Origin of the sequence: Pseudomonas sp. REST10, from assembly GCF_029542605.1 — a bacterium.
Lineage (GTDB): Bacteria > Pseudomonadota > Gammaproteobacteria > Pseudomonadales > Pseudomonadaceae > Aquipseudomonas > Aquipseudomonas khazarica.
In genome coordinates this window covers 4,662,531-4,688,261 of record NZ_CP035677.1, presented here as the reverse complement: position 1 = coordinate 4,688,261, position 25,731 = coordinate 4,662,531, and the positions used below count along the sequence as shown (strand labels likewise).

Below are 25,731 nucleotides of genomic sequence, written 5' to 3'. Positions count from 1 at the left end.
TACCTGCTGCGCGGGTATCACAGGCCGTTCTTGGCCTTGTACTCGCGGCGACGGCGGTGCAGGACCGGCTCGGTGTAGCCGTTGGGCTGCTTGCAGCCTTCGACGACCAGCTCCAGCGCGGCCTGGAAGGCGACGTTGCTGTCGAAGTCCGGGGCCATCGGGCGGTACAGCGGGTCGGCCGCGTTCTGGCGGTCGACCACCGGTGCCATGCGCTTGAGGCTCTCGACCACCTGCGCCTCGCTGACGATGCCGTGGCGCAGCCAGTTGGCCAGCAGCTGGCTGGAGATACGCAGGGTGGCGCGGTCTTCCATCAGGCCGACATCGTTGATGTCCGGCACCTTGGAACAGCCGACGCCCTGGTCGATCCAGCGCACCACGTAGCCGAGGATGCCTTGCGCGTTGTTGTCCAGCTCGTTGCGGATTTCTTCCGCGGACCAGTTGGTGTCCTTGGCCAGCGGGATGGTCAGGATGTCATCCACCGACGCCGGGGTGCGCTTGGCCAGCTCGGCCTGACGGGCGAACACGTCGACCTTGTGGTAGTGCAGGGCGTGCAGGGTGGCGGCGGTCGGCGACGGGACCCAGGCGGTGTTGGCGCCGGACAGCGGGTGCGCGACTTTCTGCTCGAGCATGGCGGCCATCAGGTCCGGCATCGCCCACATGCCCTTGCCGATCTGCGCACGGCCCTGCAGGCCGGTGGCCAGGCCGACGTCGACGTTGTTGTTCTCGTAGGCACCGATCCAGGCCTCGCTCTTCATGGCGGCCTTGCGCACGACCGCGCCCGCTTCCATGGAGGTGTGGATCTCGTCACCGGTACGGTCGAGGAAGCCGGTGTTGATGAACACCACGCGCTCGCTGGCCGCCTTGATGCAGGCCTTGAGGTTGACGGTGGTGCGGCGCTCTTCGTCCATGATGCCGACTTTCAGGGTGTTGCGGGCCAGGCCCAGCACATCCTCGACGCGGGCGAAGATTTCGCTGGTGAAGGCGACTTCTTCCGGGCCGTGCATCTTCGGCTTGACGATGTAGACGCTGCCGGTGCGGGTGTTCTTGCGGCTGGTGTTGCCGTTCAGGTTGTGCACCGCGATCAGGCTGGTGAACAGCGCGTCCTGGATGCCTTCCGGAATCTCGTTGCCCTCGGCATCGAGGATGGCCGGGTTGGTCATCAGGTGACCGACGTTGCGCACGAACAGCAGCGAGCGGCCGTGCAGGGTCAGTTCGCCACCGTCGACCTTGGTGTAGACGCGGTCCGGGTTCATGGTGCGGGTGAAGGTGCTGCCGCCCTTGGACACTTCCTCGGCCAGGTCGCCCTTCATCAGGCCCAGCCAGTTCTTGTAGACCACGACCTTGTCGTCGGCATCGACGGCGGCGACGGAGTCTTCGCAGTCCATGATGGTGGTCAGCGCCGCTTCCATCAGCACGTCTTTCACGCCGGCGGCGTCGGTGCTGCCGATGGGGCTGCTGGCATCGATCTGGATTTCGAAGTGCAGGCCGTTGTGCTTGAGCAGCACCGCGACCGGTGCGCTGGCGTCACCCTGGAAGCCGATCAGTTGCGCGTCGTCGCGCAGGCCGGTGTTGCTGCCGCCCTTGAGGCCGACGACCAGCTTGCCGTCGACGATCTTGTAGGCGCTGGAGTCGACATGCGAGCCGGCGGCCAGCGGAGCGGCCTCGTCGAGGAAGGCGCGAGCGAAGGCGATGACCTTGTCACCACGGACCTTGTTGTAGCCCTTGCCCTTCTCGGCGCCACCTTCTTCGCTGATCACGTCGGTGCCGTACAGTGCGTCGTACAGCGAGCCCCAGCGGGCGTTCGAGGCGTTGAGGGCGAAGCGGGCGTTCATGACCGGCACGACCAGCTGCGGGCCGGCCAGGCGGGCGATTTCTTCGTCGACGTTCTGCGTGGTGGCCTGGAAGTCCTGCGGCTCCGGCAGCAGGTAGCCGATCTCCTGCAGGAAGGCCTTGTAGGCAGCGGCGTCATGAGCCTGACCCTGGCGCGCCTGGTGCCAGGCATCGATCTGCGCCTGCAGCTCGTCACGCTTGGCCAGCAGGGCACGGTTCTTCGGTGCCAGGTCCTTGATGACCGCGGCGGCGCCAGCCCAGAAGCTGTCGGCAGCGATGCCGGTACCGGGGATGGCTTCGTTGTTCACGAAGTCGTACAGGGCTTTGGCGACCTGCAGGCCACCGACTTGAACGCGTTCAGTCATCACTTGCCTCACTCTCTCTGAGCTCTACTCAAAAGCCACTTCGGGCCCCTCTGAAACTACCTGCGTTGCCATCGACTACGCCTTTGGAGAGGCTCGTCGGAGACGGCCTTGCCGTCTTGTAGTCCAAGGCGCGGCATACTACATCAAGATTCGGGGGAAATGCAGTGGGGATACGTCAGTCCGCGACCGAAAAGGTCTTTCCGGTCATTATCGATACGTTGTGTGTGCAAAAAAGAGTGTCATTGTTTCATAAAAATCGTAAAAACGTACACGATTAATTGTTCTGGCTACTGACAAGCACGCGAATATGGCCTACGCCGCCTCGCCTATACTGCCTGTCATGCATTCTGGAGTGCCTCATGACGGTATCTGCTGCTAGTGCCAATGACCTGGTCGATCTCGTGCGTCTGTTCGCCGGCTACCTGCGTTTCTACCAGGTGCCGAGGGCAGAGTCGGACATCGCGGATTTCCTCGGCGAGCGCCTGCAACGCGGCGACGCGCAGCTGTTCATCGCCCGCGACGCGCAGGGCGTTGCCCAGGGGTTCGTCCAGCTCTATCCGTTGTTCTCCTCGCTGGCGCTGGAACCGGCCTGGCTGCTCAGCGATCTGTATGTGGACGAAGCGTCCCGCCGCGCAGGTGTCGGCGAGGCGCTGATGAACGCGGCCCGTGCCCACGCCGAGGCCACGGGTGCCTGTGGCCTGCAGCTGGAGACGGCGAAGAGCAACCTGGCCGGGCAGCGTCTCTACGAGCGTCTCGGCTATGTGCGTGACGAACAGTTCCTTACCTATTGGCTGGCGCTGAAGCGCTGACCCTGTGGCTATGACATGAGAGAGGGGCAGTAGATGGATCATCTGGTATTGACGGTGATTGCCGCGGATCAACCCGGCCTGGTCGAGCGCCTGGCTGGCTGCGTCGCGGCCCACGGCGGCAACTGGCTGGAGAGCCGCATGGCGCGCATGGCCGGGCAGTTCGCCGGGATCGTGCGGGTGGACGTGCCGGGCGAGGCGCATGGCGCGCTGATCCGGGAGCTCGAAGCCCTGAGCGCACAGGGGATTCGCGTGCAACTGGCGGCCAGTGGCAGCGAGCCCGGCGGACGCTTCACCTCGATTCGCCTGGAACTGGTGGGCAACGACCGTCCGGGTATCGTCCGCGACATCACCCGCGTGCTCGCCGAGCAGGGCGTCAACCTGGAAAACCTGCTGACGGAAGTGGCGCCGGCGCCCATGAGCGGCGAGCTGCTGTTCACCGCCGAAGCGATGCTGGCGGTGCCCGAGTCGCTGGAACTGGAGCAGTTGCAGGCACGCCTGGAGACCCTGGCCGATGACCTGATGGTCGAGCTGAACCTGCGTGCCGAGGACTGATATCCACGGCCTGCGTGGATCAGCCTGTGGATAAACTGGGGAGCCCCGACGCACCACCTAGTGCGCCGGGGCTTTTCGTTGTCTGGCTAAAAAATCAGCAGGATCAATGGCTTGTGCACAAATGCCGGGGATGGATCTGTGGATAAGCCTGGGGTGAACGAGGCTGCGCCAGGAGCGACGCGGCCTGCAGCTGGCTGAGCGTTTTCTGTGCAGCGAGCACGGCGCGCAACGCCTCGGCGCCGTATCCTGCTGCCTATCGAGCGGGCGGGCGCTTGCGCAGGCTCAGCCAGATATCGATGCTGTATACAATCAGCGCAGCCCAGATGCAGGCAAAGGCGAGCAGGGTGCTCGGCGAGAAATGCTCGTCGAACAGCAGGATGGCCTGCAGCAGCACCAGCGTGGGCGCCAGGTACTGCAGAAAGCCCAGCGTGGTGTAGGGCAGGTGCCGCGCCGCCGCATTGAAGCACACCAGCGGCACCAGGGTGATCGGGCCTGCCGCCGCCAGCCAGAGGGCCTCGCTGCTGGTCCAGAAGCTTGCCTGGCTGCTCGTGGCCGCCGGGTGCAGGAGCAGCCAGCCCAGTGCCAACGGCAGCAGCAGCCAGGTTTCCACCACCAGGCCGGGCAGGGCCGCCACTGGCGCCTGCTTGCGAATCAGCCCGTAGAAACCGAAGGTCAGGGCCAGCACTAGTGAGACCCAGGGCAGGCTGCCGACCTGCCAGAGCTGCTGCAGCACGCCCAGCGCGGCCAGCGCGACGGCCAGCCACTGCAGGCGGCGCAGGCGTTCGCCGAGAATCAGCAGGCCGAGCAGAACGTTGATCAGCGGGTTGATGTAGTAGCCCAGGCTGGCCTCGATCATGCGCCCGTTGTTCACCGCCCAGACGTACACCAGCCAGTTGGTGGCGATCAGCAGGCCGCAGCCGGCGAGCACCGCCAGGCGCCTGGGGTTGTCACGCAGCTCGCGCCACCAGCCCGGGTGCTTCCAGACCAGCAGCAGCAAGCCGCCGAACAGCGCCGACCAGAGCACGCGATGAACGATGATTTCCATCGCGGGTACGCTTTGCAGGGCTTTGAAGTAGAGGGGAAACAGGCCCCAGATGATGTAGGCGGTAAGGCCCAGAATGTACCCGCGCTGCGGGTTGGCGGTGGCCATCGATGATCCTTGCTGGGGCGGCTTGAGGGGCCGGCAAATTCTAGTCGTCTGGCCCCGGACTTGTCTGTCCGTTCAGTTTCCCTGGCTGCCCAGGCCTGGGGGAAAGTCGTAAGGCAAACTTTACGCGGTGCGCGCAACTGTATCGGTACGCGGGGCCGGCGCAGCCGCTGGGTAGCCCGGATGCGATCCGGGGCCGCGGGATGGAACGGCAAGCATCGCGGCTGAAGCCGCTCCTACGGCACAGGCGAACACCGGTAGGAGCGGCTTCAGCCGCGAAGGCTCCATCTCTCGGATAGCCGCAATGACCTCACGCCAGGGCGTGGTTCGGATTCACGCCGGGCGCGCAGCCAGGCCAGGTTTCAGAACAGCCGCAACGGCTCCTCATCCAGCGCAGCCAGCTGCTCGCGCAGGGCGAGAATCTGGTCGCCCCAGTAGCGCTCGCCGGCGAACCAGGGAAAGGCCAGGGGGAAGGCCGGGTCGTCCCAGCGCCGTGCGATCCAGGCGCTGTGGTGCATCAGGCGCAGGGCGCGCAAGCCCTCGATCAGCGGCAGTTCGCGGGCGGCGAAATCATGGAATTCCTGATAGCCATCGACCAGTTCGGCAAGCTGGCCGAGGCGCTCATGGCGTTCGCCGGCCAGCATCATCCACAGGTCCTGCACGGCCGGGCCCATGCGGCAGTCATCCAGGTCGACCATATGGAAGCTGTCATCGCGGCACAGCAGGTTGCCGGGGTGGCAGTCACCATGCAGGCGGATGGCCTGGTAGCGCACGCGGGAGAACAGCTCGTCGAGGCGCGCCAGCAGGTCGCGGGCGACCGACTCGTAGGCCGGCAGCAGGCTGCCCGGCACGAAACCGCCGTCGAGCAGCGCGCCCAGGGCGGCATGGCCGAAGTTGTCCACCGCCAGGGTCTCGCGGTGGGCGAACGGACGACTGGCGCCGATGGCGTGCATGCGTCCGAGCAACTGGCCGAGACGATACAGCTGATCGAGATTGCCGGGCTCCGGGGCGCGGCCACCACGGCGCGGGAACAGGGCGAAGCGGAAACCGCCATGCGCGAACAGCGTCTCGCCGTCGCGTGACAGCGGCGCCACCACCGGCACTTCATGCTCGGCCAGCTCGGCGCTGAAGGCATGCTCTTCACGGATCGCCGCGTCGCTCCAGCGATCCGGGCGGTAGAACTTGGCGATCAGCGGCGTCTCGCCCTCGATGCCGACCTGATAGACGCGGTTCTCGTAGCTGTTCAGCGCGAGCACGCGAGCGTCGCTGAGGTAGCCGAGGCTTTCCACGGCGTCGAGTACCAGGTCCGGGGTGAGGGTCGAAAAAGGATGGCTCATGAACGGCTCCGCACAAGTGGGCGCCCAGTCTACCGGCTTGCGCGAGGTGCAGGGGGCTGGCCGTCGCGGGTGCGCTACAGCTGGGTGCCGAGCAGCACCTGACTGGCGGCGAACTGGGCGCGGACCGGGTCGTCGCGGTTCAGGCCCAGTGCGGTCAGCTGCTCGGCGGCGATCAAGGCGCACAGGGTCTGGCCGCTGGCCAGACCGATGCGTACTTCGCTGGGGCCGTCGAGTGCTGGGATGATCTGTTCGATGCGCCCTTCCAGGGCATTGCGCTGTTCATCGCGGTGCGCGTGCAGCGGATGCAGCTCCAGCCAGCCGGCCTTGATCAGGGCGACGACGTTGCTGCCCGGCTGCAGGTGCAGGTTGTCCGTGCTGTCGTGGGTGATCTGCGCCTGCAGCCGCTCACCGCCCGGCAGCTCGATATCGATCAGGTCGTTGTGCCCGCACGGATGAATCGCACGCACGCGACCGGCGAGCTGGTTGCGCGCGCTGGTGCGCAGCATCAGGCGGCCGAGCAGTTGCAGGTCGGCGTCGTCCTCGGCAGCCAGCAGCAACTGGGCCTGCAGCGCCTGCACGCGCTGGTGCAGGGCCAGCAGGCGCTCGCCGGCTGGCGTCAGGCGTGCACCGCCACCGCCCTTGCCGCCGACGTTGCGGCTGACCAGCGGCTGCTCGGAAAGATTGTTCAGCTCGTCGATGGCGTCCCAGGCCGACTTGTAGCTCAGCCCGGCGGCCTTGGCGGCGCGGGTGATGGAGCCCAGCTCGGCAATCCGTTCCAGCAGGGCCAGGCGTTTGGGGCGGCGGCTGAGCAGTTGCGCGAGAGGGTCGAGCTGAGACATGGCGGACGGGCAGGCGAGAAGAATGTCGGGCACGGTGCGTGACTGCGCGCGGCACGTCAAGTCAGCCGTCCCCCGGTGCTGGCGTGCGGGCCAGGCAGTAGACGTCGATGCGTGACGCCCCGGCGCGGCGCAGCAGTTGGGCGATGCTGCTGGCGGTCGCGCCCGTGGTCAGCACGTCATCGACCAGCGCCAGATGAGCGCCGCGGAGCCGGGCCTGCGGCTCCAGGGCGAAGGCCTGGCGCAGGTTGCGCTTGCGCGTGGCGGCGTTCAGCCCCTGCTGCGCAGGGGTATCGAGCGGGCGCCGCAACCAGTCGCCGTGAACCGGCAACTGCAGGCTGGCGCCCAGCCAGTCGGCGAGCATCTGCGCCTGGTTGAAGCCTCGCTGCCGTTGCCGCCGCTGAGCCAGTGGCACGGGCAGCAAGGCCTGTGGCCTGGGCAGGCCTTCGGCATAGGTGTGGCGCAGGTGTTGGGCCAGCAACTCGGCGAGCAGGCGACCGTGCGGCCACTGGCCCTGGTGCTTGAAGCGGGTGATCAGGCTGTCTACCGGGAAGGCATAGCGCCACGGCGCCTCCACGCGGGTGAAGCCTGGCGCCTTCTTCTGGCAGGCGCCGCAGGTCAGTCCTTGCGCGGGCAAGGGTACGGCGCAGACCGGGCAATGCGCCCCCAGCCAGGGCAGCTCGGCTTCACAGGCCGTGCAGATGCCGTGCGTGGGGTGGTCGTTGGCGTCGTCGCACAGTTGGCAGTGGCGCCGCAGGCGCAACCAGCCGAGGCGTTGCAGCGAACGCAGGTCGAATCCGGGCATGACGGCTCATCCTTGAGCGACGGAGCCCCGAGCCTAGCAGGTCTCAGCGAATCAGCCAGCCCATCACCACCAGGCCGAGGAACAGCCAGATGACCCCGCCGATGATCGAGCGTCTCAGCAGCGCGCGCACGCCGTTGTAGAGAAACAGCAGGCCGATGATCAGCAGGATGATGCTGAAGATCGAGACGTCCATGCCGATGGCGCTGGCCAGGCCGCGGAGGAAATCGTCGAACGCATCGGCAACGGCTCCCAGCGCACCGGACAGCACGTCCACGACGAAACGGATGGCGCGACCCAGTACCTGGCCGAGTCCTTCGAAGAAACCTTCTACCTGCATGCAAGCGTCCTGTATTGGCGATAGGCATTGGGCAAGATGCCATGATGGAAGTTCGATCGATCAATATGTGATCAATGGTAAACCTGTGTCTTTCTTGCGGTTGACAGCATCCAACTGCCACTTATGATGGCCTGAGCCTGAATGCCCCCTCAAACAGATGCCACCAAGCGTCGAAGGATTTCCCAGATGAGCGCAACCGCAGCAACCACCGCCCGCCACGATTGGTCCCTCGCCGAAGTTCGTGCGCTGTTCGAGCAGCCCTTCAACGATCTGCTGTTCCAGGCGCAGACGGTACACCGCGCGCACTTCGATCCCAACCGCGTGCAGGTCTCGACCCTGCTGTCGATCAAGACCGGTGCCTGCCCGGAGGACTGCAAGTACTGCCCGCAGTCCGGCCACTACAACACGGGTCTGGACAAGGAAAAGCTGATGGAGGTGCAGAAGGTGCTGGAGGCGGCGGCCGAGGCCAAGGCCATCGGCTCGACGCGCTTCTGCATGGGCGCGGCGTGGAAGCATCCGTCGGCCAAGGACATGCCCTACGTGCTGGAAATGGTCAAAGGCGTGAAGAAGCTCGGCCTGGAAACCTGCATGACCCTCGGTCGCCTGGACCAGGAACAGACCCAGGCGCTGGCCGATGCGGGGTTGGACTACTACAACCACAACCTCGACACCTCGCCGGAGTTCTACGGCAACATCATCACCACGCGCACCTACGGCGAGCGCCTGCAGACCCTGGCCTACGTGCGCGAGGCGGGTATGAAGATCTGCTCCGGCGGCATTCTCGGCATGGGCGAGTCGGTGGATGACCGCGCCGGGCTGCTGATCCAGCTGGCCAACCTGCCCGAGCATCCGGAAAGCGTACCGATCAACATGCTGGTCAAGGTCAAGGGCACGCCGTTGGCCGAAGAGAAGGACGTCGATCCGTTCGACTTCATCCGCACCCTGGCGGTGGCGCGCATCATGATGCCGCAGTCCCATGTGCGCCTGTCTGCCGGTCGCGAGCAGATGAACGAGCAGATGCAGGCCCTGGCCTTCATGGCCGGTGCCAACTCGATCTTCTACGGCGAGAAACTGCTGACCACCGCCAACCCGCAGGCCGACAAGGACATGGCCCTGTTCAAGCGCCTCGGCATCAAGCCGGAAGAGCGCGAGGAACATGCCGACGAGGTGCATCAGGCGGCCATCGAGCAGGCCCTGGTCGAGCAACGCGACTCCCAGCTGTTCTACAACGCGGCCTCGGCCTGATATCTCCCAGGTGGATGGATGAAGCGTCATCCGCCCTGCGCAGCCCGATGCCATGCGCAGGGTGGCTGACCCGCTTGCGGTTATCCACCGTTCTCCGGTGCCTGCCATGTCTTTCGATCTTGCTGCCCGCCTGGCCGAGCGCCAGGCAGCCGACCTGTTCCGCAGCCGTCCTCTGCTGCAGACCCCGCAGGGTCCGCAGGTGCGTGCTGATGACCAGGAGCTGCTGGCCTTCTGCTCCAACGATTACCTGGGCCTGGCCAACCACCCCGAGGTGATTCGTGCGCTGCAACAGGGCGCGGAGCAATGGGGCGTCGGTGGCGGCGCGTCGCATCTGGTGATCGGCCACAGCACGCCTCACCATGAGTTGGAAGAGGCGCTCGCCGCGTTCACCGGACGCCCGCGCGCGTTGCTGTTCTCCACGGGCTACATGGCCAACCTCGCCGTCGTCACCGCGCTGCTCGGCCAGGGTGACAGCGTGCTGGAGGATCGCCTCAACCACGCGTCGCTGCTCGACGCCGGCCTGCTGTCCGGCGCGCGCTTCTCGCGCTACCTGCACAACGATGCGGTCAGCCTGGCCAATCGCCTGCGCAAGGCCAGCGGCAACTGCCTGGTGGTCACCGATGGGGTGTTCAGCATGGATGGCGACCTGGCCGACCTGCCGGCGCTGTGCGCCGAGGCGCGGCTCAAGGATGCCTGGGTGATGGTCGACGACGCCCATGGCTTTGGTCCGTTGGGGGCGACCGGCGCTGGCATCGTCGAACATTTCGGCCTGGGTCAGGATGACGTGCAGGTGCTGGTCGGCACCCTGGGCAAGGCCTTTGGCACCGCCGGTGCCTTCGTCGCTGGCAGCGAAGAGCTGATCGAGACGCTGATCCAGTTCGCCCGCCCCTACATCTACACCACCAGCCAGCCGCCCGCCGTGGCCTGCGCCACGCTGAAGAGCCTGGAGCTGCTGCGTACCGAGAGCTGGCGCCGCGAACACCTGGCCGGACTGATTGCCCGCTTCCGTCAGGGCGCCAGCGAGATCGGCCTGGACCTGATGGACAGCCCGACGCCGATTCAGCCGATCCTGGTCGGTGACAGCGCCCGCGCCCTGAAGCTTTCGGCGCTGCTCAAGGCGCGCGGCATGCTGGTCGGCGCCATCCGTCCGCCGACCGTGCCGGCCGGCAGTGCGCGCCTGCGCGTGACCCTCTCCGCCGCCCATAGCGCAGCGCAGCTCGAACTGCTGCTCGAAGCCTTGGCCGAATGCTGGCCCCAGGTGTGTACCGATGACTGAGAAACTGATTCTGCTGCCCGGCTGGGGCTTCGATGCGGCCGTGCTGCAACCCCTTGCGGATGCACTGGGTGGCGAGTGCCAGGTGCAGGTCGCTGCACTGCCCAGGCTGGCCTCCGCGTCTGCCGGGGACTGGCTCGACGAGCTGGATGCGCGCCTGGCCGATGGTTGCTGGCTGGCCGGCTGGTCGCTGGGCGGCATGCTCGCCGCTGCCCTGGCGGCGCGGCGCGGCGCGCGTTGCCGCGGCCTGATCAGCCTGGCCAGCAATGCCTGCTTCGTGGCCAGCGAGCACTGGCCGCAGGCGCTGGCCGAGGACACCTACAGCGCGTTCTACCAGGGCTGCCAGGCGAATGCCGGCGCGACCCTGAAACGCTTCGCCATGCTCTGTGCCCAGGGCGCTGCAGATGCGCGCGGCCTGTCGCGGCAGCTGCAGACGCACCTGCTCGCGGGGGACGAGGCGGCACTGCTCGCCGGCCTGCGGGTTCTGGCGAGCCTCGACAATCGTGCGCCGCTGGCGGCCTTCGGCGGGGCGCAGCTGCATCTGCTGGCCGAGCTGGACGCACTGGTCCCGGCTGCGGCGGGCGACGCGCTGCTGGCGTTGTTGTCGGCGGGCGAGGTGGATGTGCTGGAGGGTTGTGGTCATGCCTTCGTGCACGAGCAGGCTGACAGCGTGGCGGCGTTGATGCTGGATTTCATCCGTGAGTCCGACGATGGCTGAGTGTTCCGAACGCGCGCAGGGCTCCGACGCCGAGGTGAGCACGGCGGCCCTGCCGGACAAGCGCCAGGTGGCGGCGTCGTTCTCGCGAGCGGCGACGAGCTACGATGCCGTGGCCGAGCTGCAGCGCCATGTCGGCACGCAACTGCTGGCGCGTCTGCCGGTTTCGCTGCAGCTGCATCGTTGGCTGGACCTGGGCAGCGGCACGGGTTATTTCACCCGCGCCCTTGGCGAGCGCTACGGGCAGGGGACGGGGTTGGCCGTGGACATCGCCGAAGGCATGCTGCGCCATGCCAGGCCCCAGGGGGGCGCCGCGCACTTCATCGCCGGTGATGCCGAGGCCCTGCCGCTGCAGACGGCCAGCGTCGACCTGCTGTTCTCCAGCCTGGCGCTGCAGTGGTGCGCCGATTTCCCGCGCGTGCTGAGCGAGGCGCAGCGGGTGTTGCGCCCCGGTGGCGTGCTGGCGTTCTCCAGCCTGTGCGTCGGCACCCTGCAGGAGTTGCGCGACAGCTGGCAGGCGGTCGACGGCTTCGTCCACGTCAATCACTTCCGCCGGTTCGAGGACTACCAGCAGTGTTGCGCCGCCAGTGGCATGCAGGTGCTGAGCCTGCAGCGCCAGGCGCAAACGCTGCATTTCCCCGACCTGCGCAGCCTGACCACTTCGCTCAAGGACCTCGGTGCGCACAACCTCAACCCTGGCCGGCCGGGCGGCCTGACCGGGCGTGCGCGCATTCGCGCGCTGGTCGAGGCCTACGAGCGCTGGCGCCAGCCTGCCGGGCTGCCTGCCACCTATCAGGTGGTCTACGGCGTGTTGCAGAAACTTCCGGGCGACGTTGCTGGCGTCGCCTAGCGGCGGTCCGCAATTGCCCGCCAGAAAGACACCTTTGGATAGCAGCGACGGGAGACATCGTCATGACGCACGCCTACTTCGTCACGGGGACGGATACCGAGATCGGCAAGACCACCATCGCTGCCGGCCTGCTGCACGCTGCCCGTCTGCGTGGGTTGAGTACTGCGGCGGCCAAGCCGGTCGCCTCCGGTTGCCAGGGAACGCCGCAAGGGCTGCGCAACGACGATGCACTGGCCTTGCTGGCGCAGTGTTCGCTGCCGCTGCGCTACGAGGAGGTCAACCCGCTGGCGTTCGAGCCGGCGATCGCGCCGCACCTGGCGGCGCGCGAGGTCGGCGTCGAGTTGACTGTCGCCAGCCTGGCCAGCCCGGTACGCGCGATCCTGGCAAGGAACGCCGACTTCTCCCTGGTCGAAGGTGCCGGTGGCTGGCGTGTACCCCTGGCCGGGCGCGAGAGCCTGTCGGACCTGGCCCAGGCGCTGGCGATACCGGTGATCCTGGTCGTGGGTGTGCGGCTGGGCTGCATCAATCACGCGGTCCTGACGGCCGAGGCCATCGAACGTGACGGGCTCGAGCTTGCCGGCTGGGTCGCCAATATCGTCGACCCGCAGACCTCGCGCCTGGAAGAGAACCTGGCGACCCTGGGCGAGCGATTGCCCGCCCCGTGCCTGGGCCGGGTGCCGTACCTGGCAGATGCGAGCGCCGCAGCGGTGGCGCAGCACCTGGCGCTGGAACGTCTGGCCGACTGGGAATAAACAGCCGGCGGACGATAGCCTTTTGTCTGTACATTTTTTAGCCGACTTCTGCTTCAATACGCAGCATCAGGTTTTATTTCCCCTTGGGAGCTGCCGATGGAAATCTCCAGCAATGCATTCAGTTCGGGCTTGAACGGCATCCAGGCCGGGCAGCGCCGTGTCGAGCAGGCGGCCAGCGACATCGCCAGCAACGCGGTGACCGAGCCGCAGCAGCCCAGCCAGACGCCACCGCAGAACCAGGTGAACCCCACGCCACAGTCTGCCGAGCAGACGCGCCCCGACCTGGCGGAAAGCCTGGTCGCCTTGCGCGTTGGCGAGAACGAGGTGCGGGCCAGCTCACGTGTCGTGGAAACCGCCGATGAGGTGCTGGGTACGCTCATCGACACGCGTGCGTAAGTAGTTCCACCCCGGCCGTGGATGCGGCCTGCAACGGGGTAGGAGGGAGCACATGCAGATCGGCAACAGCGTGCCACCTTTCGTCCCTGCGCCGTCCTTCTCTTCGGCTCGGCCCCTCTCGTCCGACGTTTCCCCCGATATCGCCCGTGCCGACCAGGCACCCGTGACCGCGCCGCAGGAGCAGCAGGCGAATTCCAGCGCCTCCGGGCGCGAAGAGGCTGACCGTGCCTCCACCGATACGGCGGACGACAGCGCCGAAGCCAGCCCCCGGGAGCAGCGCCAGCAGCAGCTGGAGATCGCCGATCTGGTTCAGCGCGATCGTGAAGTGCGCGCCCACGAACAGGCCCATGCCGCTGTCGGCGGGCAGTACGCCGGTTCACCGACCTACAGCTTCAAGCGTGGCCCTGACGGCCAGCGCTATGCCGTCTCCGGCGAGGTCGGCATCGACACGGCCGCTGTCCCCAATGACCCCGAAGCCACCTTGCGCAAGATGGAAGTCGTGCTGCGGGCCGCCCTCGCGCCCGCCGAGCCCTCCGCACAGGATCTGCGCGTGGCTGCCCAGGCCCAGGCCAAGGCGGCGCAGGCGCGGGTGGAGCTGGCCGAACTGCGTCGCGACGAAGCCGCCAGCGCCAGTGAGGAGAGCAAGGGGCGTGACGACGAACGGCAAGCCCAGGAGGCGTCTGACGAGCAGGGCCAGCAGGCCGTGCCGCCCGCACCTGACCTTGACCTGTACCGGCGCCTGGGCGAGTTGCCGTCGTCGGAGCCCGGCATCGATCTGGTCGCGTGACGGGTCGATTGGCAGCGCTTGACAAGGGGTTGGCGTAAACGTATGTTTCAAACGCCTGTTTGATTGCTTCGGCCGCAGCCTCGTGGCCGGGCAGCCGGGAGTGATCCCGAGAGCGACCGCCAAGACGGTCACCCCAACTACTAGGAATCCACCGCAGAGGTTTACCGCTATGCCTGACTACAAGGCCCCCTTGCGTGACATTCGTTTCGTTCGTGACGAGCTGCTGGGCTACGAAGCGCACTACCAGAGCCTGCCAGGTTGCCAGGACGCCACTCCGGACATGGTCGACGCCATCCTCGAGGAAGGCGCGAAGTTCTGCGAGCAGGTCCTGTCGCCGCTGAACCGCGTGGGTGACACCGAAGGCTGCACCTGGAGCGAGTCCGGTGTGAAAACCCCGACGGGCTTCAAGGAGGCCTATCAGCAGTTCGTCGAAGGCGGCTGGCCGAGCCTGGCCCATGACGTCGAGCACGGCGGTCAGGGTCTGCCGGAGTCGCTGGGTCTGGCGATCAGCGAAATGGTCGGTTCGGCCAACTGGTCGTGGGGCATGTACCCGGGCCTCTCCCACGGTGCGATGAACACCCTGAGCGCCCACGGTACCGACGAGCAGAAGCACACCTACCTGACCAAGCTGGTATCCGGCGAGTGGACCGGCACCATGTGCCTGACCGAGCCGCATTGCGGCACCGACCTGGGCATGCTGCGCACCAAGGCCGAACCGCAGGCCGACGGCAGCTACAAGGTCACCGGCACCAAGATCTTCATCTCTGCGGGTGAGCACGACATGGCCGGCAACATCGTCCATATCGTCCTGGCCCGCCTGCCCGATGCTCCGGCCGGTACCAAGGGTATCTCGCTGTTCATCGTGCCGAAGTTCATGCCCAACGCCGATGGCGGCGTAGGCGAGCGCAATGCCGTTTCCTGTGGCTCCATCGAGCACAAGATGGGCATCCACGGCAACGCCACCTGCGTGATGAACTTCGACGGCGCCACCGGCTTCCTGATCGGCCCGGCCAACAAGGGCCTGAACTGCATGTTCACCTTCATGAACACCGCTCGTCTGGGTACCGCGCTGCAAGGCCTGGCCCACGCCGAAGTCGGTTTCCAGGGTGGCATCAAGTACGCCCGTGAGCGTCTGCAGATGCGTTCGCTGACTGGCCCGAAAGCGCCGGAAAAAGCCGCTGACCCGATCATCGTGCATCCGGACGTGCGCCGCATGCTGCTGACCATGAAGGCCTTCGCCGAAGGCAACCGTGCCATGGTCTACTTCACCGCCAAGCAGGTGGACATCGTTCAGCACAGCGACAACGAAGAAGAGAAGAAGGTCGCCGACGAGCTGCTGGCGTTCCTGACGCCGATCGCCAAGGCCTTCATGACCGAAGTGGGCTTCGAGTCCGCTTCCCACGGCATGCAGATCTACGGTGGCCATGGCTTCATCAGCGAGTGGGGCATGGAGCAGAACCTGCGTGACTGCCGCATCTCCATGATGTACGAAGGCACCACCGGCGTTCAGGCGCTCGATCTGCTGGGCCGCAAGGTGCTGATGACTCAGGGCGGCGCGCTGAAGAACTTCACCAAGATCGTGCACAAGTTCTGCCAGGCCAACGAAGGCAACGACGCCGTCAAGGAGTTCGTCGAACCGCTGGCCAAGCTGAACAAGGAGTGGGGCGACATCACCATGAAGATCGGCATGGCGGCGATGAAGGATCGCGAGGAAGTCGGTGCCGCTTCGGTGGACTACCTGATGTACTCCGGTTACGCCTGCCTGGCCTACTTCTGGGCCGACATGGCGCGCCTGGCTGCCGAGAAACTGGCTGCCGGTGCGGGTGACGAGGCCTTCTACAAGGCCAAGCTGCAGACTGCCCGCTTCTACTTCGCGCGCATCCTGCCGCGCACTCGCGCGCACGTCGAGACCATGCTGTCTGGCGCCAGCAACCTGATGGACATGGATGAAGAGCACTTCGCGCTCGGCTTCTGATTCCATCACGGTTGAACGCAAACGCCGCCCTTCGGGGCGGCGTTTGCGTTTTTGCGCGTCGTACTGAAGGGAATGTCGCATCCTGTCGCTGTTTTCAATCATCGAAGCAGGCAGAATGCCTTCATCTCTTGCTCAGGGTGTCCGCGTGATCCGTCCGGCCAATCTGCGCCTCAGCCATTTCCTCTCCTCGCTGCCGTTGCTGGTCGGCGCGTTCGTGGCTGCCCGGCTGCCGGTGCTCAGCGAATTCTTCATCTCCCTGTTCAATGTCCTGCCGACCCTGCTGTTGCTGCTCGGCGGCGCCTTCTGCCTGGCCTATGGCCGCCAGCGCGAGGTCTTCCTGCTGCTGGTGCTGTACGTCGGCTACTTCATGCTCGATATCCAGGTCGATCATTTCCGTGACAACGGCCAGGTCAGGGACGACGCCGTCCTGGTCTTTCACCTGATCTGCCTGCTGTTGCCGATGCTCTACGCCCTCTACGGCTGCTGGGAGGAGCGTTCGCACCTGGCCCAGGACATGCTGGCGCGGGCGCTGGTCCTGCTGGCGGTCAGTGCGGTGGCCTTCGCGCTCGGACGCCGTTATCCACAGGGCATCGCCGACTGGCTGGCGCAGATCCACTGGCCGGCGTTGCACGGCGCCTGGATGAGCCTCGCGCAGCTGACCTACCTGGTGTTCCTGGTCGCTTTCGTCGCGCTGCTGGTGCAGTACCTGCGACGCCCGCGGCCCTTGCACGCGGCGCAACTGGTCGGGCTTGTCGGCCTGCTGTGGATGCTGCCGCAGGTGTTCATCATGGCCCATGCGCTGCAGGTGATGAGCAGCATGGTCATGCTCATGCTGGTGGCGGCGGTGGCGCACGAGGCCTACCAGATGGCCTTCCGTGACGAGCTGACCGGCCTGCCGGGACGGCGTGCGCTCAACGAGCGTCTGCAGCGCCTCGGGCGTGACTATGTGATCGCCATGGTCGATGTCGATCACTTCAAGAAATTCAACGATACCCATGGCCATGACGTCGGCGACCAGGTGTTGCGCCTGGTCGCCAGCCAGCTGCGCAAGGTCGGCGGTGGCGGCAAGGCCTACCGCTATGGCGGCGAGGAGTTCACCCTGCTGTTTCCCGGCAAGAGCGTGGAGCAATGCGTGCCGCACATGGAGGCCGTGCGCCTGGCCATCGAGCAGTACCGCATGCAGCTGCGCGACAAGCAGAGCCGTCCGCGTGATGATCGCGAGGGCAAGCAGCGTCGTGCCGGCAAGGCCGCCAGCGAGGTTTCGGTGACGGTCAGCATGGGCGTGGCCGAGCGCCAGGCCGAGCAGCGCACACCGCAGGAAGTGATCAAGGAAGCGGACAGGGCGCTCTACAGCGCCAAGGCCGCCGGGCGCAACTGCATTCGCAGCGCCGGGCAGCGACGTGGTGCGGTGAAGGTCAGCGCCTCGGCCGACTGAGCCGGCTTATGGCGGCGCATTCAGGCGGCCAACGATCATTGTTGCCGTTCCATTCGCGGCAGTAGCGTGGGGCACCTGACCGCTACCCGAATGGAGAACGACCATGCCCGAGTACAAGGCCCCGCTGCGCGACATGCGCTTTCTGATCGACGATGTCTTCGCCTTTCCCGCCCACTACGCCAGCCTGGGGGCCGACGATGCGAGCCCGGACATGGTCGCGGCGATCCTCGAGGAGGGCGCCAAGTTCTGCGAACAGGTGCTGGCCCCGCTGAACCGCAGCGGTGATGAGGAGGGTTGCCATTTCGACAACGGCGTGGTGACCACGCCCAAGGGCTTCAAGGAGGCCTTCGCGCAGTATGCCGAGGGCGGCTGGATGGGGCTGGCCGCTGACCCGCTGCATGGCGGGCAGGGCCTGCCCGAGTCTCTCGGCCTGATCGTCGCCGAGATGGTCGCCTCGGCTAACCAGTCCTGGGCCATGTACCCGGGGCTGACCCATGGCGCCATGTCCGCGATCCACGCCCATGGCAGCGAAGAGCAGAAGCAGACCTACCTGACGCGCCTCACCGAAGGCCGCTGGACCGGCACCATGTGCCTGACCGAGCCGCATTGCGGCACCGACCTGGGCATCATCAAGACGCGCGCCGTGCCGCAGGCCGACGGCAGCCATGCGATCTCCGGGACGAAGATCTTCATCTCCGCGGGCGAGCACGACATGAGCGAGAACATCGTGCACCTGGTGCTGGCCAAGCTGCCCGACGCGCCTGCGGGCACCCGGGGCATCTCCCTGTTCATCGTGCCCAAGTTCCTGCCCCAGGGCGACGGCGTCGGCGCGCGCAATGCAGTGAGCTGCGGCTCCATCGAGCATAAGATGGGCATCAAGGCCTCGGCGACCTGCGTGATCAACTTCGACGCTGCGACCGGTTACCTGATCGGCGAGGCCAACAAGGGCCTCGCCTGCATGTTCACCATGATGAACCATGCCCGCCTGGGCACCGGCATGCAGGGCCTCTGCCTGGGCGAGGCCAGTTATCAGGGCGCCCTGCGCTACGCCAGGGAGCGCCTGCAGATGCGCGCACTGACGGGGCCGAAGGCGCCGGACAAGGCGGCCGATCCGATCATCGTGCACCCCGATGTCCGCCGTATGTTGCTGACCATGAAGGCCTTCAACGAGGGCAACCGCGCGCTGGCCTACTTCACTGCGCAGCTGATCGATGTCGCGCACCGCGCCGAGACGGCCGAAGCGCGCCAGGAGGCCGAGGACCTGCTGGCCTTGCTCACGCCGATCTGCAAGGCGTTCATGACCGAGACCGGGCTCGAGGCCACCAACCACGGCATGCAGGTTTTCGGCGGGCATGGCTACATCCGTGAGTGGGGCATGGAGCAACTGGTGCGCGATTGCCGCATCGCGCCGATCTATGAAGGCACCAATGGCATCCAGGCCCTCGACCTGCTCGGGCGCAAGGTGCTGGGCAGCCAGGGCAAATTGCTGCGCGGTTTCACCCGTGTCCTGCACAAGTTCTGCGAGGCCCAGCAGGAGCATCCGCAACTGGCCCCGCAGGTGGCGCAGCTGGCGGCGTTGAACCGGCAGTGGGGGGAGCTGACGCAGAGCATCGGCATGGCCGCGATGAAGAATCCGGACGAGGTCGGCGCGGCGTCGGTCGATTACCTGATGTATTCGGGCTATGTCACCCTGGCCTACTTCTGGTTGCGCATGGCTGTGGTCGCCCAGGAAAAGCTCGCGCAAGGGGATGACGAAGGCTTCCATCAGGCCAAGCTGGTGACGTGCGCCTTCTACTTCCAGCGCATCCTGCCGCGCACCGAGGCGCATCGTCTGGCGATGTCGGCGGGCAGCGCCAGCACCATGCAGCTGGCGGAAGATCACTTCGCCTTCTGACCGCTGGTCGAGGCAATTCGGCCCGCCCTTTGGCGGGCCTTTTCATTTCATGGACATATGAGCGGTCGATGAATAATTGGTCACAACATGACCCTATGTGTCTGAAAAGTTGTTGGATTAAACTCGGTCCACATACGTAAGTCCGCTTTTCGAGGATGTGTCATGGCCGATTACAAAGCCCCCCTGCGCGACATGCGCTTCGTGCTCAATGAAGTATTCGATGTCTCCAAGCTCTGGGCCGAGTTGCCGGCCCTGGCCGAAGTGGTCGATGCCGATACCGCCAGCGCCATTCTGGAGGAGGCCGGCAAGGTCACCGCAGGCAGCATCGCGCCGCTGAACCGCAGTGGCGATGAAGAAGGCTGCTCCTGGGACGACGGCGCGGTGAAAACGCCGGCAGGCTTCCCCGAGGCCTACCAGACCTACGCCGAAGGCGGCTGGGTGGGTGTCGGTGGTTCGCCGGAGTTCGGCGGCATGGGCATGCCCAAGGTGATCGGCGCCCAGGTCGAGGAAATGGTCAACTCGGCCAACCTGTCCTTCGGTCTCTACCCGATGCTGACCGCCGGTGCCTGCCTGTCGATTCTCAACCACGCCAGCGAAGAGCTGAAGGCGCAGTACCTGCCGAACATGTATGCCGGCGTCTGGGCCGGCTCCATGTGCCTGACCGAACCGCATGCCGGCACCGACCTGGGCATCATCCGCACCAAGGCCGAGCCCCAGGCCGATGGCAGCTACAAGGTCACCGGCACCAAGATCTTCATCACCGGTGGTGAGCACGACCTGACCGAGAACATCATCCACCTGGTGCTGGCCAAGCTGCCGGATGCGCCGGCTGGCCCGAAAGGCATTTCGCTGTTCATCGTGCCCAAGGTCATGGTCAATGCCGACGGCTCGCTGGGTGAGAAGAACGCCCTGGGCTGCGGCTCCATCGAACACAAGATGGGCATCAAGGCCTCGGCCACCTGCGTGATGAACTTCGATGGCGCCACCGGCTACCTGGTCGGCGAAGTGAACAAGGGCCTCAACGCCATGTTCACCATGATGAACTACGAGCGCCTGGGCGTTGGTATCCAGGGCCTGGCACTGGGTGAGCGCAGCTACCAGAGCGCCGTCGAGTATGCGCGCGAGCGCATCCAGAGCCGTGCCCCGACCGGCCCGCAGGCAAAAGACAAAGCAGCCGACCCGATCATCGTGCATCCGGACGTGCGTCGCATGCTGCTGACCATGAAGGCGCTGAACGAGGGCGGTCGTGCCTTCTCCAGCTACGTCGCCATGCAGCTGGACACCGCCAAGTACAGCGAGGACAAGGACACCGCCAGGCGCGCCGACGAACTGGTCGCCCTGCTGACGCCGGTGGCCAAGGCCTTCCTCACCGACATGGCGCTGGAAACCACCGTGCATGGCCAGCAGATCTTTGGCGGCCATGGCTTCATCCGCGAGTGGGGCCAGGAGCAGCTGGTGCGCGACTGCCGCATCACCCAGATCTACGAAGGCACCAACGGCATCCAGTCGCTGGACCTGATGGGGCGCAAGATCGTGGGCAGCGGTGGCAGCTTCTACAAGCACCTGTCCGACGAGATCAAGGCGTTCGTCGCCTCGGCCGATGCCGGCCTCGCCGAGTTCACCCAGCCGCTGACCGCGGCGGTGCAGAACCTCGATGAGCTGACCGCCTGGGTCCTGGATCGTGCCAAGAGCAACCCCAACGAAATCGGCGCGGCGTCGGTGGAGTACCTGCACGTGTTCGGCTACACCGCCTACGCCTACATGTGGGCGTTGATGGCGCGCGCGGCGCTGGGCAAGGAAGCTCAGGACGAGTTCTACGCCAGCAAGCTGGGCACGGCGCGCTTCTACTTCGCCCGCCTGTTGCCGCGCGTTCACTCCTTGAGCGCCTCGGTCAGGGCCGGCAGCGAATCGCTGTACCTGCTGGATGCCGCGCAGTTCTGAGTTCTGCTGCGTGGTGGATGAGCCCCGGCCCCTGTGCCGGGGTTTTTCATTTCAGCGGCAGCGCGCGTTCAGCCTGCCCAGGTAGAGCAGGGCAGGGCGCTGCGACTGCAGGTGCAGCGGCCCCGGCCCCGGCTCGTTCTCCACGAGCAGGCCGTTGCCCGCCGCGATGTCGTGCAGTACACCGCCTGCATCGACCCTGACGGCGGTCTGCGCCGCGTTCCATAGCAGCAGCACTTCGGCATCGTTCTCCACGAGCTGTTCGCCCTGCAGCCTCAGCGCCTGCAGGTCATGCGTCCAGGCGCCGCGTCGCGTCATCAGGTTGAGGTCGGTGATGAGGCCGTCCTGCAGCTGCGCGCTGATCGCTTCCTCACCGCCGAACACTGCGATGGTGCCGTCGCCCGATAGCGTCTCGCGCCGGCCGTTTTCCCGCTGCAGGTGCAAGCCCTCGCCGGCCAGCACGACCAGGCTGCGGTCGATGCCGGGGAAGCGGGAGAAGGCACCGCTGGAGGCGACGCTCGCGCTGCTGATGCGCCAGTCGAAGTCGTCCAGGCTGGCGCCTGCCGGGCAGATGGCCAGTTCCAGCGTCGAGCCGCCGCCGTTCTTCCAGGGCATGGCGATGGCGCTGCTGGGGTCGAGCAGGGTGTAGGGCATGGTCTTCTCTAATGTATATACATATTGAGCGGATCGCCGGTATGGCGACCGCTTGCCTCGTCATTCCCCGCGTGTCGCGGAGGTGTTTGCAATCATAACGTATCGCTGCAACGGTCAAGCGACAGGCGGATGATCTTGGCATGCGTCGCCGGCTTGACGTCGATTCGATTCGTTTCTATTGTATATACAAATAAAGCGCAAAGAGCACCAGCCAGATGCATTCCAATTCGAAACAGCTGTGGCGCGACGTTCAGGTCTTCGATGGCCAGGCGCTGCTGGACGAGGCGATGACCGTGCGCGTCGACGACGGTCGCGTGGTCGGTATGTGGCCGTCGCGTGCGTTCGCCGAGGCGGACGCCCAGGGCGCCGTCGAAGCGGGGCAGGGTGGGGTGATGACGCCGGGCCTGGTCGACTGTCACACGCACCTGGTTTACGCCGGCGACCGCGCCGGTGAATTCGAGCAGCGCCTGGAAGGGGTCAGCTACGCCGAGATCGCCAAGGCCGGCGGCGGCATCCTCAGCACCGTGCGCGCGACTCGCGAAGCCAGCGAGGAGGCGCTGCTCGCCGCCAGCCTGCCGCGTCTCGACGCGCTGCTCGCCGATGGCGTGACCACCGTGGAGATCAAGTCCGGTTATGGCCTGACCCTGAGCGACGAACTGAAGATGCTGCGTGTCGCCCGTCGTCTCGGCGAGCTGCGCCCGGTGCGCGTCACCGCCACGCTGCTGGGTGCCCATGCGCTGCCTCCGGAATACGCGGGACGCGCCGATGACTATGTGAGCCTGGTCTGCGACGAGATGATCCCGGCCGCCGCTGGCGAAGGGCTGGCCGACGCGGTGGATGTGTTCTGCGAAGGCATCGGTTTTTCCCCGGCGCAGTGCGAGCGCATCTACCAGGCCGCCCAGGCGCACGGCCTGGCGATCAAGGCGCATGCCGAGCAGCTGTCCAACCTCGGTGGCAGCGCCCTGGCCGCGCGCTACGGCGCGTTGTCGGCCGACCATATCGAATACCTCGACGAGGCCGGCGTGCGGGCCATGGCCGAGGCCGGCACCGTTGCCGTGCTGCTGCCCGGCGCCTTCCACGTGCTGCGCGAGACCCAGTTGCCGCCCATCGACCTGCTGCGCCAGTACCAGGTGCCGATGGCCGTGGCCAGCGACGCCAACCCCGGCACCTCGCCGATCTGCATGCCGAGTCTGATGGCCAACCTGGCCTGCACCCTGTTCCGCCTGACCCCGCGTGAAGCCCTGGCCGGCATGACCGCCCATGCTGCCCGCGCCCTCGGCCTGCCCGAGCTGGGACGGATCGCCGTCGGCGCAGCGGCGGACCTGTGCCTGTGGGACATCCAGCACCCGGCCGAGCTGGCCTATGCGGTGCAGAGCGGGCGCCTGCGCCAGCGCATTTTCAACGGAGTCATCACCCATGCTCGCTGATCGTTTCTCCCTCGACGCCTGGACCGGCCGTATCGACCCCGAGCCGGACAGCCCGCGCTGGCACCAGCGCATCCAGCCGCTGGCCGAGGCCCGCGAGCCAGGCCTGGCCCTGCTCGGCTTCGCCTGCGACGAGGGCGTGCGACGCAATCATGGTCGCGTCGGCGCCGCCGGCGGGCCGCTGGCCCTGCGCAAGGCTCTGGCCAACCTGGCCTGGCACCGTGAAGCGCCGGCCTTCGACGCCGGCGACGTGATCTGCGAGGACGGCGACCTGGCCGCCGCCCAGGCGCGCCTGGCGCGTGGCGTCTGCGCGCTGCTGGAGGCCGGGCACCTGCCGCTGGTGCTCGGTGGCGGCCATGAGGTGGCCTTCGGCAGCTGGTCCGGCCTGGCCGAGCATTTCGCCGGACGGAAGACGGCGCCGAAGATCGGCATCGTCAACTTCGACGCGCATTTCGACCTGCGCGATCCGGCTCACGTGCAGTCCTCGGGCACGCCCTTCGCGCAGATCGCCGAGCAGTGCCAGGCCCGTGGCTGGCCGTTCCACTACGCCTGCCTGGGCGTCAGCCGAGCCAGCAATACCCGCGCGCTGTTCTCCCGCGCCGCCGAGCTGAACGTGCTGGTGCGCGAGGACCACGAGATGCGCGAGGCCGGCCTGGCCGCCATCGCAGCCGAACTGGAGACCTTCCTCGCCGACTGCGACGCCTTGTACCTGACCATCGATATCGACGTGCTGCCCGCCTGCGAGGCGCCGGGCGTCAGCGCACCGGCCGCGCGCGGGGTACCGCTGGCGCTGCTCGAGCCGCTGCTCGAAGGCCTCAAGCGCAGCGGCAAGCTGCGTCTGGTGGATTTCGCCGAGCTCAACCCGAACCACGACATCGACAACCGCACCGCCAAGGCGGCGGCGCGCCTGATTCACCTGCTCAGTCTCTGAGCAGGCGCCAACCCGACGCTTTCTCGCACAACAACAACTACGAGGAACCTCCCATGTACGTCATCGTCCGCCGCAGCGGCCAGGAGCCGCGCCATGTCTGAACCCCTGTCACTGAGCGGCAGCGTGTCGCGCCCGCGTGCCCTGGCGCGCCTGCTGGGTTACAGCCTGATCGGCCTGCTGCTGTTCTTCGTGCCATTCGACATCGGCGGGCGCTCGACCATCCTCCTCGACCACGCCGCCAGCGCCCTGCAACTGCACGCGCGCCCGCTGGTGATCGGCCTGGCCCTGCTGTTCATGCTCTACGGCGCGCTGGCACCCTGGCTCGACGGCAGCTGGCGCAGGAGCCTGACCCACACCGCGTTCAGCGTCCTCAAGGTATTCGGTCTGCTGATCGGACTGGCCTACCTGCTGCAGCTCGGGCCGCAGGCGCTGTACCAGCCGGGCATGCTGCCGTTTCTGTTCGACAAGCTGGTGCTCAGTCTGGCACTGATCGTGCCGCTGGGTTCGCTGGCCCTGGTGTTCCTCATCGGCTTCGGCCTGCTCGAGCTGATCGGCGTGCTGATGCAACCGGTGATGCGGCCGATCTGGCGGACACCCGGCAAGTCGGCCATCGATGCCGTGGCGTCGTTCGTCGGCAGCTACTCGGTGGGCCTGCTGATCACCGACCGCATGTACCAGCAGGGGCACTACAGCGTGCGTGAGGCGGCAATCATCGCCACCGGCTTCTCCACCGTGTCCGCGCCGTTCATGGTGATCATCGCCAAGACCCTGGGCCTGATGGGGCAGTGGAACCTGTATTTCTGGGGAGCCATGGCCGTGACCTTCAGCGTGACTGCGGTCAGCGCGCGCATCTACCCACTCTCGCGGCTGCCGTCCGAGACCATCCCCGAGGCGCAGCTGCAGGCCGGGGAAAGCCGCCTGGGCAGTGCCTGGCGAGCCGGCCTGGAGCAGGCGGGCAGCGCGCCATCGTTGCTCTGCGCGCTGCGCGAGACCTTCGTCGACGGCCTGCGCATGACCGCCGCGATCCTGCCGAGCATTCTCGCCGTCGGCCTGCTCGGGCTGCTCGCGGCCAAGTACACGCCGCTGTTCGATGCCCTCGGCGTGTTGCTCTACCCGCTGACCTGGCTGTTCGGTCTGGACGAGCCGATGCAGGTGGCCCGCGCCCTGTCCTCCGGCCTCGCGGAAATGTTCCTGCCGGCGATGTTGCTGAAGGACGCCGATGTGCTGGTCAAGTTCGTCACCGCCATCGTCTCGGTGAGCAGCGTGCTGTTCCTCTCCGCCTCGATTCCCTGCGTGTTGGCCACGCGGATTCCCCTGAGCATGGGGCAACTGCTGCTGATCTGGCTGCAGCGCACCCTGCTCAGCCTGCTGTTCGCCATCCCCCTGGCGTACCTCGCACAATTTCTGGGCTGGCTCTGACCGCCCGTGACTAACCCGTTCTCCC

Annotated in this window: 23 protein-coding genes; 16 read left to right on the top strand and 7 right to left on the bottom strand. The window is 66.5% G+C overall.

Going from position 1 to position 25,731, the window contains the following annotated elements; translation table 11 throughout:
• Positions 1–17: 17 nt before the first annotated feature.
• On the bottom strand, positions 18–2,195 hold the full coding sequence (locus tag EWH21_RS22160) for a malate synthase G (protein ID WP_037056088.1): 2,178 nt from the start codon (positions 2,193–2,195) through the stop codon (positions 18–20).
• Between the two features lie 359 nt (positions 2,196–2,554).
• Between EWH21_RS22160 and EWH21_RS22155 the strand changes: the two genes are divergently transcribed.
• Complete coding sequence (locus tag EWH21_RS22155; protein WP_037056087.1) at positions 2,555–3,004, top strand: GNAT family N-acetyltransferase; 450 nt, start codon at positions 2,555–2,557, stop codon at positions 3,002–3,004.
• Positions 3,005–3,037: 33 nt separating this feature from the next.
• Positions 3,038–3,556: an ACT domain-containing protein gene (locus EWH21_RS22150; protein ID WP_037056085.1), complete on the top strand. Its 519-nt coding sequence runs from the start codon at positions 3,038–3,040 to the stop codon at positions 3,554–3,556.
• Between the two features lie 253 nt (positions 3,557–3,809).
• Here the strand turns inward: EWH21_RS22150 and rarD are convergent, their stop codons facing one another.
• The 5 genes from rarD to EWH21_RS22125 all read right to left on the bottom strand — a co-directional run bounded on the left by rarD (position 3,810) and on the right by EWH21_RS22125 (position 8,018).
• On the bottom strand, positions 3,810–4,706 hold the full coding sequence (gene rarD, locus EWH21_RS22145; RefSeq protein WP_037056083.1) for an EamA family transporter RarD: 897 nt from the start codon (positions 4,704–4,706) through the stop codon (positions 3,810–3,812).
• 359 nt (positions 4,707–5,065) lie between these two features.
• On the bottom strand, positions 5,066–6,040 hold the full coding sequence (locus EWH21_RS22140; RefSeq protein WP_047591885.1) for a serine/threonine protein kinase: 975 nt from the start codon (positions 6,038–6,040) through the stop codon (positions 5,066–5,068).
• Between the two features lie 74 nt (positions 6,041–6,114).
• Positions 6,115–6,879, bottom strand: a complete 765-nt coding sequence (locus EWH21_RS22135) for a TOBE domain-containing protein (RefSeq protein ID WP_277700641.1) — start codon at positions 6,877–6,879, stop codon at positions 6,115–6,117.
• A gap of 61 nt (positions 6,880–6,940) precedes the next feature.
• A complete protein-coding gene (locus EWH21_RS22130; RefSeq protein ID WP_277699344.1) occupies positions 6,941–7,681 on the bottom strand; it encodes a ComF family protein in 741 nt (246 codons plus the stop codon).
• 43 nt (positions 7,682–7,724) lie between these two features.
• The gene (locus tag EWH21_RS22125; RefSeq protein WP_037056078.1) at positions 7,725–8,018 is read right to left on the bottom strand and encodes a hypothetical protein; all 294 of its coding nucleotides are present in this window, start codon (positions 8,016–8,018) and stop codon (positions 7,725–7,727) included.
• A 186-nt stretch (positions 8,019–8,204) separates the two neighbouring features.
• Here EWH21_RS22125 and bioB point away from each other — a divergent pair, with 186 nt between their 5' ends.
• From bioB to EWH21_RS22070, 11 genes are all read left to right on the top strand, one after another.
• Positions 8,205–9,263, top strand: a complete 1,059-nt coding sequence (gene bioB, locus EWH21_RS22120) for a biotin synthase BioB (RefSeq protein WP_037056076.1) — start codon at positions 8,205–8,207, stop codon at positions 9,261–9,263.
• A gap of 106 nt (positions 9,264–9,369) precedes the next feature.
• Positions 9,370–10,539, top strand: coding sequence for an 8-amino-7-oxononanoate synthase (gene bioF / locus EWH21_RS22115; RefSeq protein ID WP_047593046.1), 1,170 nt, complete (start codon positions 9,370–9,372; stop codon positions 10,537–10,539).
• Positions 10,532–11,254, top strand: a complete 723-nt coding sequence (locus tag EWH21_RS22110) for an alpha/beta fold hydrolase (RefSeq protein WP_277699343.1) — start codon at positions 10,532–10,534, stop codon at positions 11,252–11,254. Before bioF ends, EWH21_RS22110 begins: the two co-directional genes overlap by 8 nt.
• Positions 11,247–12,101 carry a malonyl-ACP O-methyltransferase BioC gene (bioC, locus tag EWH21_RS22105; protein ID WP_277699342.1) on the top strand — a complete coding sequence of 285 codons (855 nt, stop codon included), beginning with the start codon at positions 11,247–11,249 and terminating at the stop codon, positions 12,099–12,101. Before EWH21_RS22110 ends, bioC begins: the two co-directional genes overlap by 8 nt.
• Positions 12,102–12,163: 62 nt before the next feature.
• A complete protein-coding gene (gene bioD / locus EWH21_RS22100) occupies positions 12,164–12,853 on the top strand; it encodes a dethiobiotin synthase (RefSeq protein ID WP_277699341.1) in 690 nt (229 codons plus the stop codon).
• Positions 12,854–12,949: 96 nt separating this feature from the next.
• On the top strand, positions 12,950–13,249 hold the full coding sequence (locus EWH21_RS22095) for a hypothetical protein (RefSeq protein WP_047592815.1): 300 nt from the start codon (positions 12,950–12,952) through the stop codon (positions 13,247–13,249).
• A gap of 52 nt (positions 13,250–13,301) precedes the next feature.
• On the top strand, positions 13,302–14,036 hold the full coding sequence (locus tag EWH21_RS22090; RefSeq protein WP_277699340.1) for a putative metalloprotease CJM1_0395 family protein: 735 nt from the start codon (positions 13,302–13,304) through the stop codon (positions 14,034–14,036).
• Between the two features lie 169 nt (positions 14,037–14,205).
• On the top strand, positions 14,206–16,011 hold the full coding sequence (locus tag EWH21_RS22085) for a phenylacyl-CoA dehydrogenase (RefSeq protein WP_134676460.1): 1,806 nt from the start codon (positions 14,206–14,208) through the stop codon (positions 16,009–16,011).
• A gap of 145 nt (positions 16,012–16,156) precedes the next feature.
• Positions 16,157–17,446: a GGDEF domain-containing protein gene (locus EWH21_RS22080; RefSeq protein ID WP_277700640.1), complete on the top strand. Its 1,290-nt coding sequence runs from the start codon at positions 16,157–16,159 to the stop codon at positions 17,444–17,446.
• 103 nt (positions 17,447–17,549) lie between these two features.
• On the top strand, positions 17,550–19,340 hold the full coding sequence (locus EWH21_RS22075; RefSeq protein WP_277699339.1) for an acyl-CoA dehydrogenase C-terminal domain-containing protein: 1,791 nt from the start codon (positions 17,550–17,552) through the stop codon (positions 19,338–19,340).
• 162 nt (positions 19,341–19,502) lie between these two features.
• Positions 19,503–21,281 (top strand): acyl-CoA dehydrogenase C-terminal domain-containing protein, encoded by a 1,779-nt coding sequence (locus EWH21_RS22070; RefSeq protein ID WP_277699338.1) that lies wholly within the window; start codon positions 19,503–19,505, stop codon positions 21,279–21,281.
• A 51-nt stretch (positions 21,282–21,332) separates the two neighbouring features.
• Here the strand turns inward: EWH21_RS22070 and EWH21_RS22065 are convergent, their stop codons facing one another.
• Entirely contained in the window at positions 21,333–21,932 is a 600-nt protein-coding gene (locus EWH21_RS22065) for a HutD family protein (RefSeq protein WP_277699337.1), read from the bottom strand.
• Between the two features lie 215 nt (positions 21,933–22,147).
• Here EWH21_RS22065 and hutI point away from each other — a divergent pair, with 215 nt between their 5' ends.
• From hutI to EWH21_RS22050, 3 genes are all read left to right on the top strand, one after another.
• Positions 22,148–23,359, top strand: a complete 1,212-nt coding sequence (hutI, locus tag EWH21_RS22060) for an imidazolonepropionase (protein ID WP_179555017.1) — start codon at positions 22,148–22,150, stop codon at positions 23,357–23,359.
• Positions 23,349–24,287, top strand: a complete 939-nt coding sequence (gene hutG, locus EWH21_RS22055; RefSeq protein ID WP_134676463.1) for a formimidoylglutamase — start codon at positions 23,349–23,351, stop codon at positions 24,285–24,287. The genes hutI and hutG overlap by 11 nt, the downstream gene beginning before the upstream one ends.
• 93 nt (positions 24,288–24,380) lie before the next feature.
• Positions 24,381–25,706: a YjiH family protein gene (locus tag EWH21_RS22050; protein ID WP_277699336.1), complete on the top strand. Its 1,326-nt coding sequence runs from the start codon at positions 24,381–24,383 to the stop codon at positions 25,704–25,706.
• The last annotated feature ends 25 nt before the right edge of the window (positions 25,707–25,731 follow it).

Coding starts and splice junctions, on each gene's coding strand:
- EWH21_RS22160 (WP_037056088.1), bottom strand. CDS start 2,195: ATGACTGAACGCGTTCAAGTCGGTGGCCTGCAGGTCGCCAAAGCCCTG.
- EWH21_RS22155 (WP_037056087.1), top strand. CDS start 2,555: ATGACGGTATCTGCTGCTAGTGCCAATGACCTGGTCGATCTCGTGCGT.
- EWH21_RS22150 (WP_037056085.1), top strand. CDS start 3,038: ATGGATCATCTGGTATTGACGGTGATTGCCGCGGATCAACCCGGCCTG.
- rarD (WP_037056083.1), bottom strand. CDS start 4,706: ATGGCCACCGCCAACCCGCAGCGCGGGTACATTCTGGGCCTTACCGCC.
- EWH21_RS22140 (WP_047591885.1), bottom strand. CDS start 6,040: ATGAGCCATCCTTTTTCGACCCTCACCCCGGACCTGGTACTCGACGCC.
- EWH21_RS22135 (WP_277700641.1), bottom strand. CDS start 6,879: ATGTCTCAGCTCGACCCTCTCGCGCAACTGCTCAGCCGCCGCCCCAAA.
- EWH21_RS22130 (WP_277699344.1), bottom strand. CDS start 7,681: ATGCCCGGATTCGACCTGCGTTCGCTGCAACGCCTCGGCTGGTTGCGC.
- EWH21_RS22125 (WP_037056078.1), bottom strand. CDS start 8,018: ATGCAGGTAGAAGGTTTCTTCGAAGGACTCGGCCAGGTACTGGGTCGC.
- bioB (WP_037056076.1), top strand. CDS start 8,205: ATGAGCGCAACCGCAGCAACCACCGCCCGCCACGATTGGTCCCTCGCC.
- bioF (WP_047593046.1), top strand. CDS start 9,370: ATGTCTTTCGATCTTGCTGCCCGCCTGGCCGAGCGCCAGGCAGCCGAC.
- EWH21_RS22110 (WP_277699343.1), top strand. CDS start 10,532: ATGACTGAGAAACTGATTCTGCTGCCCGGCTGGGGCTTCGATGCGGCC.
- bioC (WP_277699342.1), top strand. CDS start 11,247: ATGGCTGAGTGTTCCGAACGCGCGCAGGGCTCCGACGCCGAGGTGAGC.
- bioD (WP_277699341.1), top strand. CDS start 12,164: ATGACGCACGCCTACTTCGTCACGGGGACGGATACCGAGATCGGCAAG.
- EWH21_RS22095 (WP_047592815.1), top strand. CDS start 12,950: ATGGAAATCTCCAGCAATGCATTCAGTTCGGGCTTGAACGGCATCCAG.
- EWH21_RS22090 (WP_277699340.1), top strand. CDS start 13,302: ATGCAGATCGGCAACAGCGTGCCACCTTTCGTCCCTGCGCCGTCCTTC.
- EWH21_RS22085 (WP_134676460.1), top strand. CDS start 14,206: ATGCCTGACTACAAGGCCCCCTTGCGTGACATTCGTTTCGTTCGTGAC.
- EWH21_RS22075 (WP_277699339.1), top strand. CDS start 17,550: ATGCCCGAGTACAAGGCCCCGCTGCGCGACATGCGCTTTCTGATCGAC.
- EWH21_RS22070 (WP_277699338.1), top strand. CDS start 19,503: ATGGCCGATTACAAAGCCCCCCTGCGCGACATGCGCTTCGTGCTCAAT.
- EWH21_RS22065 (WP_277699337.1), bottom strand. CDS start 21,932: ATGCCCTACACCCTGCTCGACCCCAGCAGCGCCATCGCCATGCCCTGG.
- hutI (WP_179555017.1), top strand. CDS start 22,148: ATGCATTCCAATTCGAAACAGCTGTGGCGCGACGTTCAGGTCTTCGAT.
- hutG (WP_134676463.1), top strand. CDS start 23,349: ATGCTCGCTGATCGTTTCTCCCTCGACGCCTGGACCGGCCGTATCGAC.
- EWH21_RS22050 (WP_277699336.1), top strand. CDS start 24,381: ATGTCTGAACCCCTGTCACTGAGCGGCAGCGTGTCGCGCCCGCGTGCC.